The organism is Herbaspirillum sp. Her3, assembly GCF_057961275.1.
In genome coordinates, this window is record NZ_CM176328.1 from 1330462 (window position 1) to 1345688 (window position 15227).

Sequence of the window (15227 nt, forward strand, 5' to 3'; positions counted from 1 at the left end):
GTCTCCGAATGGGGCGCCCGTGTCATGTCATCGCCGGGCCTTCCGGAAGACTACCTCAAGCGCTGCTCCGATGCAGCACTACACCATGCCCAGCAGCGCCTCCAGGTCTTCGTCCTCGCCCTGGGGCACGGACATGTCGAGCACGCTTTCGATGTGGTGCAGGTGTTCCAGCATGGTGGCCACCGCCTTTTCGGTGCGGCCGGCAGAGATGGCGTCGATGATGTCGCCGTGGTCGTCATGGGTGCAGGCCGGTACCGTCGGGGAGTCGTACAGCACGATGATGAGACAGGTCAGCGAGGCCAGCTCGCGCATCATCTTGCTCATCACCGGGTTGTCCACCATGTCGGCAATGCGGATGTGGAATTCGCCCGAGAGTCGGATGATGGCGCGCCGGTCGTTGTTGACGCGCGCCCGCGCTTCTTCGGCCACGTGAGCGCGCAGCAGGGCGATGTGCTCGGGGCGGGTGTGCTCGCACAGATGCCGCAGCAGCGCCGGTTCCAGCAGGCGGCGGGCGGCGAAGATGTTGCGCGCTTCTTCCGGCGTCGGGCTGGCGACGAAGGCGCCACGGTTGGGAATGGTCGTGATCAGGCCCTCATGCGCCAGGCGCGCCAGCACCTCGCGCACACGGGTGCGGTTCACGCCGAAGATGCCGGCCAGCTTTTCTTCCACCAGCTTGGTGCCAGGCGTAAGACGGTGTTCCATGATGGCGCCGACGATGCGTTCATAGATGGCATCCCCCGCCAGCGGGCGCACGCTGAAGGCCTGGCCGGGAAGGGGGCTGTTGTCCGGATGCTCGTGCTTGCCGTGTTTCTTGCGCGGGCTGCTGGCGGGGGTCGGGCTCATGGTGTCTCGGCTTGATGGTGTGATTGCAGTGATTTGCTCGCCATCATAGCGGAAAATTGTGGGAATTGATTGTCACAAAATAATAAAAATAAACGAACAAAAGTGCTACATAAATGTTGCACTCTGGCGGGGCATTTTCCCGGTCCAGCGCGATGCAACTGGACTTCTTTTGGTGCGTTCGCGCTTCTTTCCAGGCAGAAATCGAAATGGCGGAATGATCAGGCAGCCTTGTAGAAAAGGGATTTCAAGCACATTCTTGTCGGCCGGGACATGCCATTCTGAGGCTGGCACACGCTTTGCATAAATGGTGGCAATAGAAAAATAGATTGTCACAAAATTTCTTCTCTTCGATTGTCCACCTGGGAGCAAACCATGCAACAGCAAGTCCGCAAGTCCCCCTCCGGCCTGTTCTTCAAGGCTGTCGCCCTGGCCAGCCTGTTGGCCTGCAGTGCATTGGGTGCCGGTTCGGCCATGGCCCAGGCCAAGCCCAAGATCAAGCTGGCCTATGCCAAGTGTGCGCACTGCATGTCCATGGCCATGGTGCCGGCACTGGCCCAGAACGTGGAGATTGAAGGCATCAACTTCACCGCCGGCAGCGATGCGCTGACCGCGCTGGTGTCCAAGAGCGTGGACATCGCCCAGGTCACCTACCTGGCCTACGTCAGCGGCCTGGACAAGGGCTTCGACCTGGTGGCGGTGTCGGGCCAGGTCAATGGCGGCTCGGAGATGCTGGTGGGCAAGGACAGCAAGCTGGCCTCGGATGACTGGGCGGGCCTCAAGAAGCTGATCGCGCAATACAAGGCCGAAGGCAAGCCCTTCCGTATCGCAGCCTCGCGCGGCAATGCGCAGGACCTGCACATGCGGGGCGAACTGGCCGGCCATGGCATCGATCCCTCCAAGGACGTGCAGTTCGTCAACATCCCCAATCCGTCTGACCACGCTGCAGCGCTCTCGCGCGGCGAGGTGGAACTGATCTGCTCGGTGGAACCCTTCGCCTCGCAGATCCGCATGACCGGGGTGGGCAAGCATTTTGCCTATCCGTATGACCAGGCGGCCGGCCGCCTGACCAACCTGATCGTGACCCGTTCGGACGTCATCAAGGAGCATCCGGCCGAGGTCAAGGAAACCGTCGCCGCCGTGGTCAAGCTGGTGGATGGCTTGCAGAAGGACAAGCAGGGCTGGATCAACAGCATCGTCAAGGGCACCGGCCTGGATGCCAGGATTGCGACCGAAGCGCTCAACAATGCCTATCCCGACTACCGCATGTACCGCACCCAGACCAAGGCCATCGCCGGGATGATGAAGGACCTGAAATACGTCTCCAGCGATGTCTCCGCCCTGGCCGAGAAGAACATGGACTACAGCTTCCTGATGAGCGTGACCGGCAAGCCCAAGACCGAACTCGGTTATTGATTCAAGACGACACTAGCCCCAAAGGAATCATCATGAGCGGATGGAAGCAATCCCTGTCGGAAGCCAAGTGGCGCTTTGCGGTGCCGCTGTTGCTGGTGCTGTTCTGGGAGGCCTTCTCCCGCTCGGGCGTGATTCCGGCCTCGCTGCTGCCGGCGCCCTCGCGGGTGTTCGCCACCTGGATGGACTGGATCTTCGGCATCAACGAAGCCGCCCAGGACAGCAGCGGCAAATGGATCTACGACGCCATGGCCAGCTGCCTGCGCGTGACCGCCGGCTATCTGATTGCGGCCATCTCCGGCATCGCACTGGGCGTGGCCATTGGCTGGTGGCGCTGGGTCGAGCGCACCATCGAACCGACGGTGCAGATGCTGCGGCCGATCCCGCCGGTGTCGTGGATTCCGCTGGCCATCATCTGGTTCGGCATCGCCAACAAGCCGGCCATCTTCCTGGTGTTCCTGGGGGCGTTCTTCCCTATCCTGATGAATACCGTCCACGGCGTCAAAACCGCCGACCGCAACCTGCTGCGCGCGGCCGCCATGGCCGGTGCAAAGCAGAGCCAGTTGCTGCGCTTCGTGATCCTGCCGGCCGCCATGCCCAGCATCTTTGCGGGCTTGCGCATCGGCATCGGCAGCGCCTGGATGCTCACGGTCACCGCCGAGATGGTGGCCGTCAAGAGCGGGCTTGGCTATGCGCTGTGGGATTCGTATTACTTCCTGCGCTATGACCTGGTGATCGCGGCCATGATCAGCATCGGCCTGCTTGGCTTCCTGGCGGACTGGATCCTCAAGCAGATCATGCATTCCATGCTGCGCTGGCAGCACGTGGCCACCGTGCAGGGCAAGGGCTGAGCACGCACTCAACGATCAAGGACATCGCATCATGGCATTCATCGAATTGAACGATATCGTCAAGGTCTTCAAGGACCGCAAGCGCGGCACCGACATGCAGGCCATCGACCACGTGAGCCTGCAGCTGGAGAAGAAGGAATTCCTCTGCCTGCTCGGCCCGTCGGGCTGCGGCAAGTCCACGTTGCTCAACATGATCGCCGGTTTTGAATTTCCTACCAGCGGCGAAGTGAAGGTGGCCGGCCAGGCCATCACCGGGCCGGGCGCGGATCGCGGCATGGTGTTCCAGCAGGCCAACCTGATGCCCTGGCTGCCGGTCTGGGACAACGTGGCCTTCTCGCTCAAGCTGCAGGGCAAGAGCGCAGCGCAGCGGCGCGCGGCCGCGCAGCCCTTCATCGAGACGGTCAAGCTCAAGGGCTTCGAGAACCACTATCCCAGCGAACTCTCGGGTGGCATGGCGCAGCGGGTCGGCATTGCTCGCGCGCTGTTGCAGAATCCCTCGGTGATCCTGATGGACGAGCCCTTCGCTGCGCTCGATGCGCAGACCAAGATGGAGATGCAGGAAGAACTGGTCGCCCTGTGGCAGCGCTACGAAGGCACCATCGTCTTCGTCACCCATAGCGTGGATGAAGCGCTGGTCCTGGCCACCAAGGTGGCGGTGATGACGCATCGCCCGGGGCGCATGCGCGAGCTGATCGACATCGATCTGCCGCGTCCGCGCGATACCACCACGCCCGAATTCAACCAGTACAAGCGCCACGTGCTGAGCCTGATCCGCGAGGAATCGGCACTGGCCCATGCCGACGCTGCCCTCCTGGCCGCCTGAAAGGAAAACCTCATGATCCCCCGCACCCTGCTCGGCATGCTCACGCCGTCCTCCAACACCACGCTGGAACCGGTCACCACCGCCATGCTGGCCGACATCCCTGAAGCCAGCGCCCACTTCGGCCGCTTCCGCGTGACCGAGATCGCGCTGTCCAACCAGGCCCTGGCGCAATTCGACGACAGCGAAATCCTGCGCGCAGCCGAACTGCTCTCGCATGCCAAGGTCGGCAGCATCGCCTGGAATGGCACCTCCTCGGGCTGGCTGGGTTTCGATGCCGATGAACGCCTGTGCCGTCGCATCACCGAAGCCACCGGCATTCCCGCCTGCACCTCGGTGCTGGCCCTGAACGAGATCTTCGACATCACGGGCGTGAAGCGCTTCGGCCTGGTCACGCCGTATCTCGACGAGGTGCAGGCTGCCATCATCGACAACTATGCAGCCTCGGGCCTGGAGTGCGTGTCCGAGCGCCACCTGCGCAAGCAGGACAATTTCTCCTTCTCGGAGGTCGGTGCGGAGGAACTGCGCGCCATGGTGCGCGAGGTGGCCAAAGACAAGCCGCAGGCCATCACCATCTTCTGCACCAACCTGCGCGGTGCGCCGCTGGTGGAAGAACTGGAGCGCGAGATTGGCATCCCGATCTACGACACCATCTCCACCGTGGTCTGGAAATCCCTGCAGCAGGCCGGTGCCGATCCTTCGCGCATCCGTGGCTGGGGCAGCCTGTTCCGCGACGTGCGCTAGCAGTCCTCCCTGCAGTCACCGACTCTCACCCTGACGCCGCGGCCGCTGCCGCCGGCGCGCACTGCCTTGCGTGCAAGGCAGGCTTGATCGAAAGGAAAACAGATGGACAGCTTTGACCTGGTGATTCGCAACGGCACCGTAGCGACCGCCGCCGACATCATGCAATGCGACGTGGGCGTCAAGGACGGCAAGGTCGCCATGCTGGGGCGCGGCCTGCCTCCCGGGCGCGAGGAGATCGATGCCAGCGGCAAGCTGGTCCTGCCCGGCGGCGTGGATGCGCATTGCCACCTGGACCAGCCGATGGAAGAGGGACTGCGCATGGCCGACGATTTTCGCAGCGGCACCATCTCTGCCGCCTGCGGTGGCACGACCACGGTGATCCCCTTTGCGGCCCAGGCCAAGGGTGGCTCGCTGCGCGCAGCGGTGGAGGATTACCATCGCCGCGCCGAGGGCAAGGCGGTGATCGACTATGCCTTCCACATGATCGTCAGCGATCCCAGCGAAGAGGTCCTGAAGCACGAGCTGCCGCAACTGGTGCGCGAGGGCTATACCTCCTTCAAGATCTACATGACCTATGACGATCTCAAGCTCAATGACCGCCAGATCCTCGACCTGCTGGCGCTGGCGCGCAGGGAAGGGGCGCTGGTCATGGTGCATGCGGAGAATGCCGATTGCATCGGCTGGCTCACCGAGCAGCTGGAAGAGGCCGGCCTGACCGCCCCCAAGTACCATGCCCACTCGCGCCCGATGATGGTGGAGCGGGAAGCCACCCATCGCGCCATTGCCTTGTCGGAGCTGGTGGACGTGCCCATCCTGATCGTGCACGTCTCCGGCCGCGAAGCCATCGAGCAGATCCGCTGGGCGCATGGCCACGGCCTGCGCATCCATGCCGAGACCTGCCCGCAATACCTGGTGCTGACGGCCGATCACCTCGATGACGGCTACCACGGCGCCAAGTGCGTCTGCAGCCCGCCGCCGCGCGACAAGGCCAACCAGCAATATGTCTGGGATGGCCTGGCCAGCGGCCTGTTCACGGTGTTTTCCTCGGACCATGCGCCGTTCCGCTACGAGGATGCGCAGGGCAAGAAACCGGGCGGCCAGGAAGTGCCGTTCCGCTACATCCCCAATGGCACGCCGGGGCTGGAGACGCGCATGCCCATCCTGTTCTCCGAAGGCGTGGGCAAGGGCCGCATCGATCTCAACCGCTTCGTGGCACTGACCGCAACCGACCCGGCCAAGATGTATGGCCTCTATCCGCGCAAGGGCACCATCGCCATCGGCAGCGATGCCGACATCGCCATCTGGGATCCGCACCGCGAGCTCACCGTGCGCAACGAGATGCTGCATCACGACGTCGATTACACCCCTTACGAGGGCATGCAGCTGACGGGATGGCCGGTGCTGACCCTTTCGCGCGGCGAGATCGTCTGGCGCGATGGCGAAGTGCTGGGCACGCCGGGGCGCGGGCAGTTCCTGCCGTGTGGCTTGCCTGATCCGGCCCGGCCCAAGGTGCAATTCACTGCGTGACCGAGAAAGATGAACGAAAGGGATGCCGCCGTGGGGAAAAAGCTCTGAATTTGGTCAGGACGTTCACCCCGGATGGGCAAGAGAAGGGTGGGGTAGCCGTCCGGTCAGGTTTTGCGGCGGCTGTCCCGCCCTTTCGTTCATAGGGACTGAAACCGGGGGCCTTGCTGCGGCATGCACCAGTCCCACGTCCGGAGTGGTGCATGCTGCACCAAACGGGTATTTGCAGATGAATAATCCGTCAATCGCAGATTTGACGGCAGGAAGTGCTGCCAGCGAGCTTTCTTCCCCTCAAATACGGCAGCACTATTTGCCGCCTCTTCTCTACCATGAGAGCCGTTTGGATGCGCTGCAGCATGCACCGGACGGCTCGGTTATCCGGCCTGCAGCGCTCCGTCTTTTCCTCCTGGAGCCCAGATGTCCACCGCCATTGCCGCACCCGCCACTACCCGCCCTGCCTCTGTCCGGCCGCAGCCGATGAGCCGCTTCTTCCTGGTCTGCGTGGTGCTGGCGATCTGCATCTGGGGTGGCAACTGGCCGGTGATGAAGTTCGGCAGCCAGTTCATCCCGCCGCTGTGGTTCGCGGCCAGCCGCTTCCTGTCGGCGGCCATTTTGAGCTTCGTCATCGCCGCCGCACTGGGAAAGCTGCGTCTGCCGACCCGCCAGGAGTGGCCGGTGGTGGCCGGCGTGGGCGTGCTGCAGATGGGCCTGTTCACGGCCCTGGTCACGGGCGCCTTGCACTTCGTCATGCCGGGCCGCGCCTCGCTGATCGCCTATGCCACTTCGATCTGGGTGGTGCCGGGTGCCGCGCTGGTGCTGAAGCACAAGCTGAGCACCCAGCAATCGCTGGCCACCGTCTGCAGCTATGCGGGCATGGCCGTGATCGTGTTGCCGGCGCTGCTGCATGCGGACATGCACAGCATGATCGGCTACCTGATGCTGGGCGCGGCTTCGCTGTCCTGGGCCACCAACATCCTGCAGATCAAGATGACGCCGGGCGTGAAGCTGGACTTCGACCTGCTGCCCTGGCAGACCCTGGTGGCTGCCGTGCCGCTGTCCTTGCTGGCGCTGGTGGTCGATGGCGCACCGGGCTTCCTGGCCAATCCGCATTCCTGGGGCGTGATCGCCTATACCGGTCCGCTGGCCACGGCCCTGACTTTCCTGATCGTGCTGCAGATGACCCAGCGCCTTTCGCCGGTGACGGTATCGGTGTGCATGCTGGGCGTGCCGGTGGTGGGCCTGGCGCTGTCGTCGCTGATCTTCGGCGAGAAGCTCTCCGGTGATCTGCTGCTGGGCATGGGTTTGCTGTGCCTGGGCCTGGTCCTGCCGGCATTGCCGTCGCTGGGCCTGCGCCGCGTGGCCGGTTAAGCGCCAGGTTCAGCGATCGGTGAGATAACGCGCGATCCGTTCACCCAGCAGTTCACGCAGCGCACGCACCGTGGGCGAGAGGCTCATGCGATGCGTGCAGACCAGGTTCAGTGGCGAGGCCTCGCCCGCATAGTCTTCCATCAGCGCTTCCAGCCTGCCGTTGCGCAGGTCGGCCAGCACGTCCAGCCGCGACTTGTAGGCGATGCCCCGGCCGTCCACGGCCCAGCGGTGTACCAGTTCGCCATCGTCGCACACGCGGTCGCCGCTTACCTGCACCTGGACCGGGGTGCCGTCCTTGAAGAAGGTCCACTGCGAATGCAGCATGTCCGAGAGCAGATAGCGCAGGCAATTGTGCTGGCGCAGGTCGGCCGGCGTGCGCGGACGGCCATGGCGCGCCAGGTAGTCGGGCGAGGCGCACAGCACGCGGCGGTTCTCCGGCGCCAGCGGCAGGGCCACCAGGCTGGAATCCTCGGGCGCACTGTAGCGGATGGCCACCTCCACCGGCTGGCGGAACATGTCGGCCACGCGGTCGCTGATACGCACCTGCAGGCTCACCGCCGGATGCTGGGCCTGGAATTCATCGAGCCACTGGCACATCAGGTTGCGTCCGAAATCCGAGGGCACCGACAGCGAGAGATTGCCGCCGACCATGCGCCGTCCATGGGCCACGGCATCGCGCCCGGCATTGACTTCGGCCAGGGCATTGCGGGCGTATTGCAGATAGCGCTCGCCATCGGGCGTCAGGCGCAGGCTGCGCGTGGAGCGGGCCAGGAGGCGCGCGCCGAGTTCGCCTTCGAGCCGCTTCATGGCGGCGCTGGCGACAGCCGGGGTGACGTCGTGCTGGCGGGCAGCGGCGGAGAGGCTGCCGTTGTCGGCGGCGCAGACGAAGATGGCGAGGTCTTCCAGGCGGATCATGAGCAGAGGCAATGAAGAAGTTGGATCGAAACCTTCATTCTACTTTCAATTATTTTTTGAAAATGTTTCTGCCCCGCTGCGCTTTTTTGAAACCGCATCCTGCCCGATGATGTCATGCAAGCCGCATTCTCGGATTCATGAGCATTAAGCGCGCTTTAATACTGAATGACAGACCATTAAACGGAAGGAAATACCATGAGCCTGCTCCACGCTGCCCGCAAGCGCCACTCCACCAAGGCCTTCGATCCCGCCCGCAAGATTCCCGAACCCGTCATCGCCGAGCTGCGCGAGCTGCTGCGCCTGGCACCGTCCTCGGTGAACTCGCAGCCCTGGCATTTCGTGGTGGCCTCCAGCGATGCCGCCAAGGCCCGCATCGGCAAAGCCGCCGAAGCCGGTTATCCCTACAACCTGCCCAAGATCATCAACGCCTCGCACGTGATCGTGCTGTGCGCCCGCACCGGCATCAGCGAGCCGCACCTGGAGGCCCTGCTGGCCAAGGAAGAAGCTGATGGCCGCTTCGTCAATGCCGATGCCAAGGCGGGTCAGCGCGGTTCACGCCTGCTCTACAGCAATCTGCATCGCTATGAACTCAAGGATGCCCAGCACTGGATGGAGAAGCAGGTCTACCTGGCCCTGGGCACGCTGCTGCTCGGTGCGGCCGAACTGGAAGTGGATGCGGTGCCGATGGAAGGCTTCAATGCCAAGGTGCTGGATGAGGAACTGGGCTTGCGCGAGAAGGGTTTCACCAGCGTGGTACTGGTCGGCCTGGGCTACAGCGGTGCCGATGATTTCAACGCCAAACTGCCGAAGTCGCGCCTGGCCGCCGAGACCGTCTTCACCGACCTGTAACCGGCATCACGCGCGGGTCCCTCACACCTGATGGATCAGCGCGTTGGCCGCCTGCTGCAAGGCCGGCAGCACGCGGGCCAATGTCTGCTCCTGCGATTCGACCGCCATCGGGAAGCTGAGGCTGAGCGCGCCGATCACCTTAGCATGGCGGTTCTTGAGCGGCACCGCAATGCCGCGCACACCGGTCTGCAATTGCTGCTCCACCAGCGCATATCCCTGCTGGCGCGCCTGCGCGATCAGGTCGTAGAGACGATCCGGATCGGTGATGGTATGCGGCGTGAAGGGCGTCATGGCACAGGTGGCCAGCCAGTCGCGCACCTGCTGTTCGGGCAGCGCGCCCAGCATCACGATGCCCGGTGAAGCCAGCTGCGCCGGCACCCGTGCGCCCAGCACGAAGCCGGTAGTCATCACGCGGGTGGTGCCGTTGCGGGCGATGAAGACCAGTTCCCAGCCATCGAGCACGCTCGCATAGACGGCCTCGCCGGTCTGCCCGGTGATCTGCTGCAGATGCGGCTGCAGGATGCGCGGCAGCGGGGCCGAGTCGAAATAGGACCAGCCCACCTTCAGCACCCGGGGCGTGAGCGCGAAGGTCTTGCCTTCACTGTGCAGGTAGCCCAGGTGTTCCAGCGTCAGCAGATAGCGCCGCGCAGCCGTGCGCGAAAGGCCGGTGCGGGCGGCCACCTGGGCCGAGGTCATGCGCTGGTTGTCGTAGTCGAAGGCTTCCAGGATCATCAATCCCTTCTCCAGGCCGGCAATCCAGTCGCGCCGGGCCAGGCCGCCTTCGCCGGCCTCGCTGCCGTCTTCCGGCAAGTCGATCTTTTCCAGTTCGCTCATCGCTGATCCCTCGTCCTCATACCCACATCATCAGCGTATTGGCCGTGGTCTGCAGGGCCGGCACGCCGCGCGCAATGGCTTCCTCGCGCGAGCAGGCGGCGATGTTGGAGGTCACGCTCAGGGCACCGATGACGCGGCCATTGCGGTCCTTCACCGCAATGGCGATGCCGCGCATGCCCATCTCGAACTGGTTCTCGGTGATGCCGTAACCCTGCTTGCGCATGGTGACGATCTCCTGGAACAGCGCGGCCTTGTCGGTCATGGCCATGTGGGTGTGCGGGATCAGGGTCACACGCTCCAGGTAAGCGGCAATCTCGGCATCCTCCCGCATGGCCAGCAGCACCCGTCCGGCCGTGGTGGTATAGGCCGGCAGGCGGGTGCCCGGCTCGAAGCCGGCATTGACCAGCTGCGCTGCGGTGACGCGGGTGACGTAGACGATCTCGTCGCCATCGAGCAGGGAAAAATTGGTGGACTCCTGCAACTGCTGCGTGAGCCGCTGCAGGAAGGGCACCACCGCGCGCGGTACGCGGGCCGATTCCAGATAGGACTGGCCCAGGTTCAACAGGCGCGGCATGAGCCAGAATTTCTTGCCATCGGAGGCCGCCATGCCGGTATGCACCAGCGTCAACAGATAGCGGCGTGCGGCGCTGCGGGTCAGGCCCACGCGCTCGGCCACTTCGCTGGCGGTCAGCTGGGGCGTGTCGCTGTTGAAGGCAGTGATGACGTCAAAACCCTTCATCAGGCCTTCGATCAGGTCGCGCTTCTGGATGTCCAGTTCTACCGAATGTTGGTCGATCATCGTAAATAAATGCCAAAAATGAGTGATTGGCGAACAAGTTGCGCGATTATCGCACGTTTTGCTTCATATCGGCCTTTTGGTGGGGGTGGGGCTTGGCTATACTCGGCTCCGAGACAAATCATCGGGATCATGATGAACACCATAGAAAACAATCCTGTCCCCACCAATCCGCTGGGCATCGATGGCATCGAGTTCATCGAATACGCCACCACGGAACCGCTGGCGCTGGGCGCCGTGCTGGAGCGCATGGGTTTCGAGCAGGTCGGCCGCCATCGTTCGCGCGAGGTGGTGCTCTACACGCAAGGCGAGATGAACGTGATCGTCAATGCCGACGTCTCGGCCTGGTCCGGTTTCGACCATGAGGTGCAGGCCACCAACCTGAGCGCCATCGCGCTGCGGGTGCGCGATGCCAACGAGGCCTATCGCCGCGTCACCGAGCTGGGCGCCTGGCCCATTCCCACGCGGGCCGGGGCGATGGAACTGAACATCCCGGGCGTGCATGGCTGCGGCGACTCCATCATCTACTTCGTCGACCGCTACAAGGATTTCTCGATCTACGACGTCGACTTCAAGCCGTCCAGCCAGGAGCGGCGCCAGACCACGGCGCTGTCGGGCCTGCATTTCTTCGGCCTGGTGCAGGCGGTGCAGCCGGACCGCACGCGCGAATGGATCGACTTCTATTCCAGCCTGATGGGGTTCTCGGTGCTGCCGGAAGGGGAGTTCTTCGGCATCCTGCCCAAGGGCTCCTTGCTGGTCAGCCCCTGCCGCCAGTTCTACATCCAGCTGGTGGAACCGCCCGAAGGCACCGAAGACATCCAGTGGGAAGAAGAGTGGCTGCGTCTCGGCCTGGGCACGCCCGACGTGTTGCAGGCGGTGCGGCAATTGCAGGAGCGCGGCGTGATCTTCGTCGACCGCGCGCCTACCCAGATCAGCGAGCGCGGTGCGCTCACCCAGCTCTACAAGGGCGGCGTCAGTTTCGAACTGGTGCGCAGCCAGAAAGCAAAGAATTGAGATCATGAAGGAAATCACAGGCACTACCCGCATCTTCCCCGTCATCGGCTGGCCGGTGGAACAGGTGAAGGCACCGACCCTCTTCAATGCCTACTTCAAACGGCACGATCTGGATGCGCGCGTCATCCCCTTCAAGATCGAACCGGAGCGCTATTGCGAGGCCGTGCGCATGTTCATGAAGACCGAGAACGTCGGCGGCATCTTCGTCTCCATCCCGCACAAGCCCATGACCCTCGATGCGGTCGAGCAAGCCACCCTGCGCGCCCGCGTGGCGGGCGCCTGCAATGCGGTCTACCGCGATGCCCAGGGCGTCATCTGGGGCGACCTGATCGATGGCGAGGGTTTCATCCGCGCGCTGGCGCGCACCGCCGCCGACCGTCCGCTGGTATGGAACAAGACCCGCGCGCTGGTGGTCGGCACCGGTGGCGTGGGCTGTGCCATCGTCGCTTCGCTGGCGGCACAGGGCGTGGCCGAGATCAGCGTCTTCGATACCAACCGCGCCGGGGCCGAGGCCTTGCTGGCGCGCGTGGAAGCGGCCTTCCCGGCCACCCGCGTGCGCTTTGCCCAGCCCGATGCGAGCGGCTTCGACCTGCTGGTGAACTGCACGCCGCTGGGCATGCACGTGGGCGACCCGATGCCTTTCGCACTGGAAGGTGTGAGCGCATCGGCCATCGTCGCCGACTGCGGCATGAAGATCGAGATGAGCCAGCTGCTGGTGCAGGCACAGGCCAAGGGCTGCCGCATCCAGAAGGGCAAGGAAATGCTGATCGAGCAGGCGCCGCTGTATCTCGAGCTGTTCGGCTGGCCCGGCGTGGCTGCCGACGACTTCCGTACACTGGGGGCATTGTGAACCTCGACAATTTCGGTATGGATACCATCACCCTGCCGGGTGGTCTGGAATCCAAGTTGCAGGCGTCGAAGGCGGCCGGCTTCTCGCAGCTCATGCTGTGGTCCAAGGACCTGGTGGGCTATCCCGGCGGGCTGGATGCGGCCGTGAAGCTGGTGCGTGAAAGCGGCGTGCGCGTCACCGGCATCCAGGTCATGCGCGATTACGAAGGCCTGCAGGGCAGCCTGCACGACTACAAGGTGGACGTGGCCCGCAACCTGCTGCAGATCTGCAAGGCCGTCGGTGCGCCGCTGCTGATGGTGTGTTCCTCGACCTCGCAACATGCCAGCGGCGACACCCGCCACATCGCACGCGACCTGGCCAAGCTGGCCAACCTGGCGGTGCCGCTGGGCATCCGGGTGGGCTTCGAGGCTTTGTCCTGGGGACGCCACATCAACCAGTACATGCAAGCCTGGGAAGTGGTGGAGATGGCCGACCATGCCAACCTGGGCGTGGTGATCGATTCCTTCCACATCCTCGCCAACCGTGGCGCGCTGGAAGACCTCGATGCCATTCCCGGCAAGCGTATCGTGATGGTGCAGCTGTCGGACTTCATGTGGCGCGAGATCCGTACCCCCGAAGAGCGGCTGGAAACGGCGCGCCATCTGCGCGTCTTCCCCGGCGAGGGCGAGCATTCGCTGGAGCTGTCGGACATGGTGCGGCGCCTGCATCGCGGCGGCTATCGCGGCGACTACAGCTTTGAAGTGTTCAATGACGATTACCTGCAGATGGCGCCGGCCGTGGTGGCTGAACGCGCGCGCCGGTCCGCCAAGTGGGTGACCGACCAGGTATTGCGGCGCGGCCTGCGGGTGCGCGAAGCGGTCGCCGCCTGAACCTGTTTCACGTAGTACGGCAACAGCGCCGGCTCGCCACAACAAAACCATAGCGAGCGGGTTTGACGATGCTTCCCTGATCCTCCCCGGAGCAGGCCGCATCACCACAAGAGAGGAGACCCCATGACCCCGCAGCGCCCTTCATCCTGAATCGCCGGCCCTTTCCCTGAACACGCCAGGGTTCGCCGGGCCTCCCTTTTTTCTCCCGACCCGATCATGCCGCGCTGCGCGCCGGCAGGGGACGCGTTGCGTGCGCCGGGAGTCCGGTTCCACTCCACCACCACAACCACAAACAACAGAGATCAGAGACATGAGACAACGATCCCGATATGCACCACGCAAGCTGCGCAAGCCCGTCGCCTTGGGCCTGCTGCTGGCGGCCTCCGGTACGGCGCTGGCGCAGAGCACCAGCAACGTCACCTTGTATGGCACCGTCGACCAATACCTGGGCTACATGCGCAGCAGTACCGGCAAGAGCCTGTGGGCGCTCAACGATGGCGCCATCCTGCGCAGCCGCATCGGCTTGAAAGGCGTGGAAGACCTGGGCGGCGGCTACGCGGCCACCTTCACGCTGGAAAACGGTTTTGCCGGCGACACCGGTGGCCTGGCCGACAGCACCCGCCTGTTCGACCGCCAGTCCTGGGTCGGCATCAGGACGCCTGAGGCCGGTGAATTCCGCGTCGGCCGCCAGAACAGCGTGCCCTTCTTCATCGGCGGCGCCATCGATTACACCGAGCGCACCACCTACGGTTCCATCATCAATACCTTCGGTGTGCCCTCGCGTTTCGACAATGACCTGTCGTGGAAGTCGCCGCGCTGGGCCGGTTTCCAGTTCGATATCCACTATGCGATGCCCGAGACGGCCGGCGAAGGATTGGGGCGCCGTGGTGTCTACCAGTTCGGCTTGGATTACACTAACGGCCCGTATCGTGCCGGTTATGCCGGATTGATGGCAAAACCCAATGCCGGCGGCCTGTACGACAATACGGTGCAATACCATAACCTGTATGCCGACTACGACTATGGTCCGGGCAAGATCTACCTGGCCTACGTACGGAGCAACAACAGCACCGCCAACGCCAATGGCAACAATGCCGCGACCATCCTCAACAATGTCAGCAATCCCAACAATTTCTTTGCCGGTAACGATCCCAATATCCAGCGTTTCTACAACGTCTACCAGGTCTCGGCGGATTATCGCCTGACCCCGCGGCTGCGCATCGGCGCACTGTATGGCGTGATGGTCGACACCTCCCACAAGGATGGTGGTGCACAGGGCGGCAACGTGGGCGCCTACTATGACCTCTCCAAGCGTACGACGCTCTATGGATTCGCCAACTACATGAAGAACCAGGCCAATGCCGGCTGGCGCTTCAGCGGTTCGGCCGGGCCGGGCAGCAACCTGGCCGGCGCCGACGTCAATGGCAAGAGCCTGATCGGCTTGCAGATGGGTATTCTGCATCGCTTCTGAACTACGCCATTTCCTTATACCGGCAGGCCGGTCCGCCTTCTCCAGAAAAAGCGGACGGCTTGCCCAGCA

Annotated in this window: 15 protein-coding genes; 11 read left to right on the forward strand and 4 right to left on the reverse strand. The window is 63.8% G+C overall.

What is annotated here, in order from left to right:
* Positions 1-78: 78 nt before the first annotated feature.
* Complete coding sequence (locus ACVC5H_RS06055) at positions 79-843, reverse strand: GntR family transcriptional regulator (RefSeq protein ID WP_489621465.1); 765 nt, start codon at positions 841-843, stop codon at positions 79-81.
* Between the two features lie 372 nt (positions 844-1215).
* Between ACVC5H_RS06055 and ACVC5H_RS06060 the strand changes: the two genes are divergently transcribed.
* From ACVC5H_RS06060 to ACVC5H_RS06085, 6 genes are all read left to right on the forward strand, one after another.
* Positions 1216-2256: an ABC transporter substrate-binding protein gene (locus ACVC5H_RS06060; protein WP_489621466.1), complete on the forward strand. Its 1041-nt coding sequence runs from the start codon at positions 1216-1218 to the stop codon at positions 2254-2256.
* A 32-nt stretch (positions 2257-2288) separates the two neighbouring features.
* Positions 2289-3104, forward strand: coding sequence for an ABC transporter permease (locus ACVC5H_RS06065; RefSeq protein WP_489621467.1), 816 nt, complete (start codon positions 2289-2291; stop codon positions 3102-3104).
* Between the two features lie 31 nt (positions 3105-3135).
* Positions 3136-3927 carry an ABC transporter ATP-binding protein gene (locus ACVC5H_RS06070; protein ID WP_489621468.1) on the forward strand — a complete coding sequence of 264 codons (792 nt, stop codon included), beginning with the start codon at positions 3136-3138 and terminating at the stop codon, positions 3925-3927.
* Between the two features lie 12 nt (positions 3928-3939).
* On the forward strand, positions 3940-4668 hold the full coding sequence (locus ACVC5H_RS06075; protein WP_489621469.1) for a maleate cis-trans isomerase family protein: 729 nt from the start codon (positions 3940-3942) through the stop codon (positions 4666-4668).
* Positions 4669-4770: 102 nt separating this feature from the next.
* Positions 4771-6195 carry a dihydropyrimidinase gene (gene hydA / locus ACVC5H_RS06080; protein ID WP_489621470.1) on the forward strand — a complete coding sequence of 475 codons (1425 nt, stop codon included), beginning with the start codon at positions 4771-4773 and terminating at the stop codon, positions 6193-6195.
* A gap of 414 nt (positions 6196-6609) precedes the next feature.
* A complete protein-coding gene (locus ACVC5H_RS06085; RefSeq protein ID WP_489621471.1) occupies positions 6610-7560 on the forward strand; it encodes a DMT family transporter in 951 nt (316 codons plus the stop codon).
* 9 nt (positions 7561-7569) lie between these two features.
* Here ACVC5H_RS06085 and ACVC5H_RS06090 read toward each other — a convergent pair whose 3' ends face one another.
* Positions 7570-8475: a LysR family transcriptional regulator gene (locus ACVC5H_RS06090; RefSeq protein WP_489621472.1), complete on the reverse strand. Its 906-nt coding sequence runs from the start codon at positions 8473-8475 to the stop codon at positions 7570-7572.
* Between the two features lie 195 nt (positions 8476-8670).
* Between ACVC5H_RS06090 and nfsB the strand changes: the two genes are divergently transcribed.
* Complete coding sequence (gene nfsB / locus ACVC5H_RS06095; protein ID WP_489621473.1) at positions 8671-9324, forward strand: oxygen-insensitive NAD(P)H nitroreductase; 654 nt, start codon at positions 8671-8673, stop codon at positions 9322-9324.
* Positions 9325-9345: 21 nt separating this feature from the next.
* Here the strand turns inward: nfsB and ACVC5H_RS06100 are convergent, their stop codons facing one another.
* Together ACVC5H_RS06100 and ACVC5H_RS06105 are read right to left on the reverse strand one after the other, a co-directional pair.
* On the reverse strand, positions 9346-10158 hold the full coding sequence (locus tag ACVC5H_RS06100; protein ID WP_489621474.1) for an IclR family transcriptional regulator domain-containing protein: 813 nt from the start codon (positions 10156-10158) through the stop codon (positions 9346-9348).
* A 16-nt stretch (positions 10159-10174) separates the two neighbouring features.
* Positions 10175-10957 (reverse strand): IclR family transcriptional regulator domain-containing protein, encoded by a 783-nt coding sequence (locus ACVC5H_RS06105; RefSeq protein WP_489621475.1) that lies wholly within the window; start codon positions 10955-10957, stop codon positions 10175-10177.
* Positions 10958-11086: 129 nt separating this feature from the next.
* On the opposite strand from ACVC5H_RS06105, the gene ACVC5H_RS06110 reads away from it, so the two are divergent.
* The 4 genes from ACVC5H_RS06110 to ACVC5H_RS06125 all read left to right on the forward strand — a co-directional run bounded on the left by ACVC5H_RS06110 (position 11087) and on the right by ACVC5H_RS06125 (position 15158).
* Positions 11087-11968 carry a 4-hydroxyphenylpyruvate dioxygenase gene (locus tag ACVC5H_RS06110; RefSeq protein ID WP_489621476.1) on the forward strand — a complete coding sequence of 294 codons (882 nt, stop codon included), beginning with the start codon at positions 11087-11089 and terminating at the stop codon, positions 11966-11968.
* A gap of 4 nt (positions 11969-11972) precedes the next feature.
* Positions 11973-12818 (forward strand): shikimate dehydrogenase family protein, encoded by an 846-nt coding sequence (locus ACVC5H_RS06115; protein WP_489621477.1) that lies wholly within the window; start codon positions 11973-11975, stop codon positions 12816-12818.
* Complete coding sequence (locus ACVC5H_RS06120; protein WP_489621478.1) at positions 12815-13687, forward strand: sugar phosphate isomerase/epimerase family protein; 873 nt, start codon at positions 12815-12817, stop codon at positions 13685-13687. Before ACVC5H_RS06115 ends, ACVC5H_RS06120 begins: the two co-directional genes overlap by 4 nt.
* A 310-nt stretch (positions 13688-13997) precedes the next feature.
* The gene (locus tag ACVC5H_RS06125; protein WP_489621479.1) at positions 13998-15158 is read left to right on the forward strand and encodes a porin; all 1161 of its coding nucleotides are present in this window, start codon (positions 13998-14000) and stop codon (positions 15156-15158) included.
* The last annotated feature ends 69 nt before the right edge of the window (positions 15159-15227 follow it).

Coding starts and splice junctions, on each gene's coding strand:
- ACVC5H_RS06055 (WP_489621465.1), bottom strand. CDS start 843: ATGAGCCCGACCCCCGCCAGCAGCCCGCGCAAGAAACACGGCAAGCAC.
- ACVC5H_RS06060 (WP_489621466.1), top strand. CDS start 1,216: ATGCAACAGCAAGTCCGCAAGTCCCCCTCCGGCCTGTTCTTCAAGGCT.
- ACVC5H_RS06065 (WP_489621467.1), top strand. CDS start 2,289: ATGAGCGGATGGAAGCAATCCCTGTCGGAAGCCAAGTGGCGCTTTGCG.
- ACVC5H_RS06070 (WP_489621468.1), top strand. CDS start 3,136: ATGGCATTCATCGAATTGAACGATATCGTCAAGGTCTTCAAGGACCGC.
- ACVC5H_RS06075 (WP_489621469.1), top strand. CDS start 3,940: ATGATCCCCCGCACCCTGCTCGGCATGCTCACGCCGTCCTCCAACACC.
- hydA (WP_489621470.1), top strand. CDS start 4,771: ATGGACAGCTTTGACCTGGTGATTCGCAACGGCACCGTAGCGACCGCC.
- ACVC5H_RS06085 (WP_489621471.1), top strand. CDS start 6,610: ATGTCCACCGCCATTGCCGCACCCGCCACTACCCGCCCTGCCTCTGTC.
- ACVC5H_RS06090 (WP_489621472.1), bottom strand. CDS start 8,475: ATGATCCGCCTGGAAGACCTCGCCATCTTCGTCTGCGCCGCCGACAAC.
- nfsB (WP_489621473.1), top strand. CDS start 8,671: ATGAGCCTGCTCCACGCTGCCCGCAAGCGCCACTCCACCAAGGCCTTC.
- ACVC5H_RS06100 (WP_489621474.1), bottom strand. CDS start 10,158: ATGAGCGAACTGGAAAAGATCGACTTGCCGGAAGACGGCAGCGAGGCC.
- ACVC5H_RS06105 (WP_489621475.1), bottom strand. CDS start 10,957: ATGATCGACCAACATTCGGTAGAACTGGACATCCAGAAGCGCGACCTG.
- ACVC5H_RS06110 (WP_489621476.1), top strand. CDS start 11,087: ATGATGAACACCATAGAAAACAATCCTGTCCCCACCAATCCGCTGGGC.
- ACVC5H_RS06115 (WP_489621477.1), top strand. CDS start 11,973: ATGAAGGAAATCACAGGCACTACCCGCATCTTCCCCGTCATCGGCTGG.
- ACVC5H_RS06125 (WP_489621479.1), top strand. CDS start 13,998: ATGAGACAACGATCCCGATATGCACCACGCAAGCTGCGCAAGCCCGTC.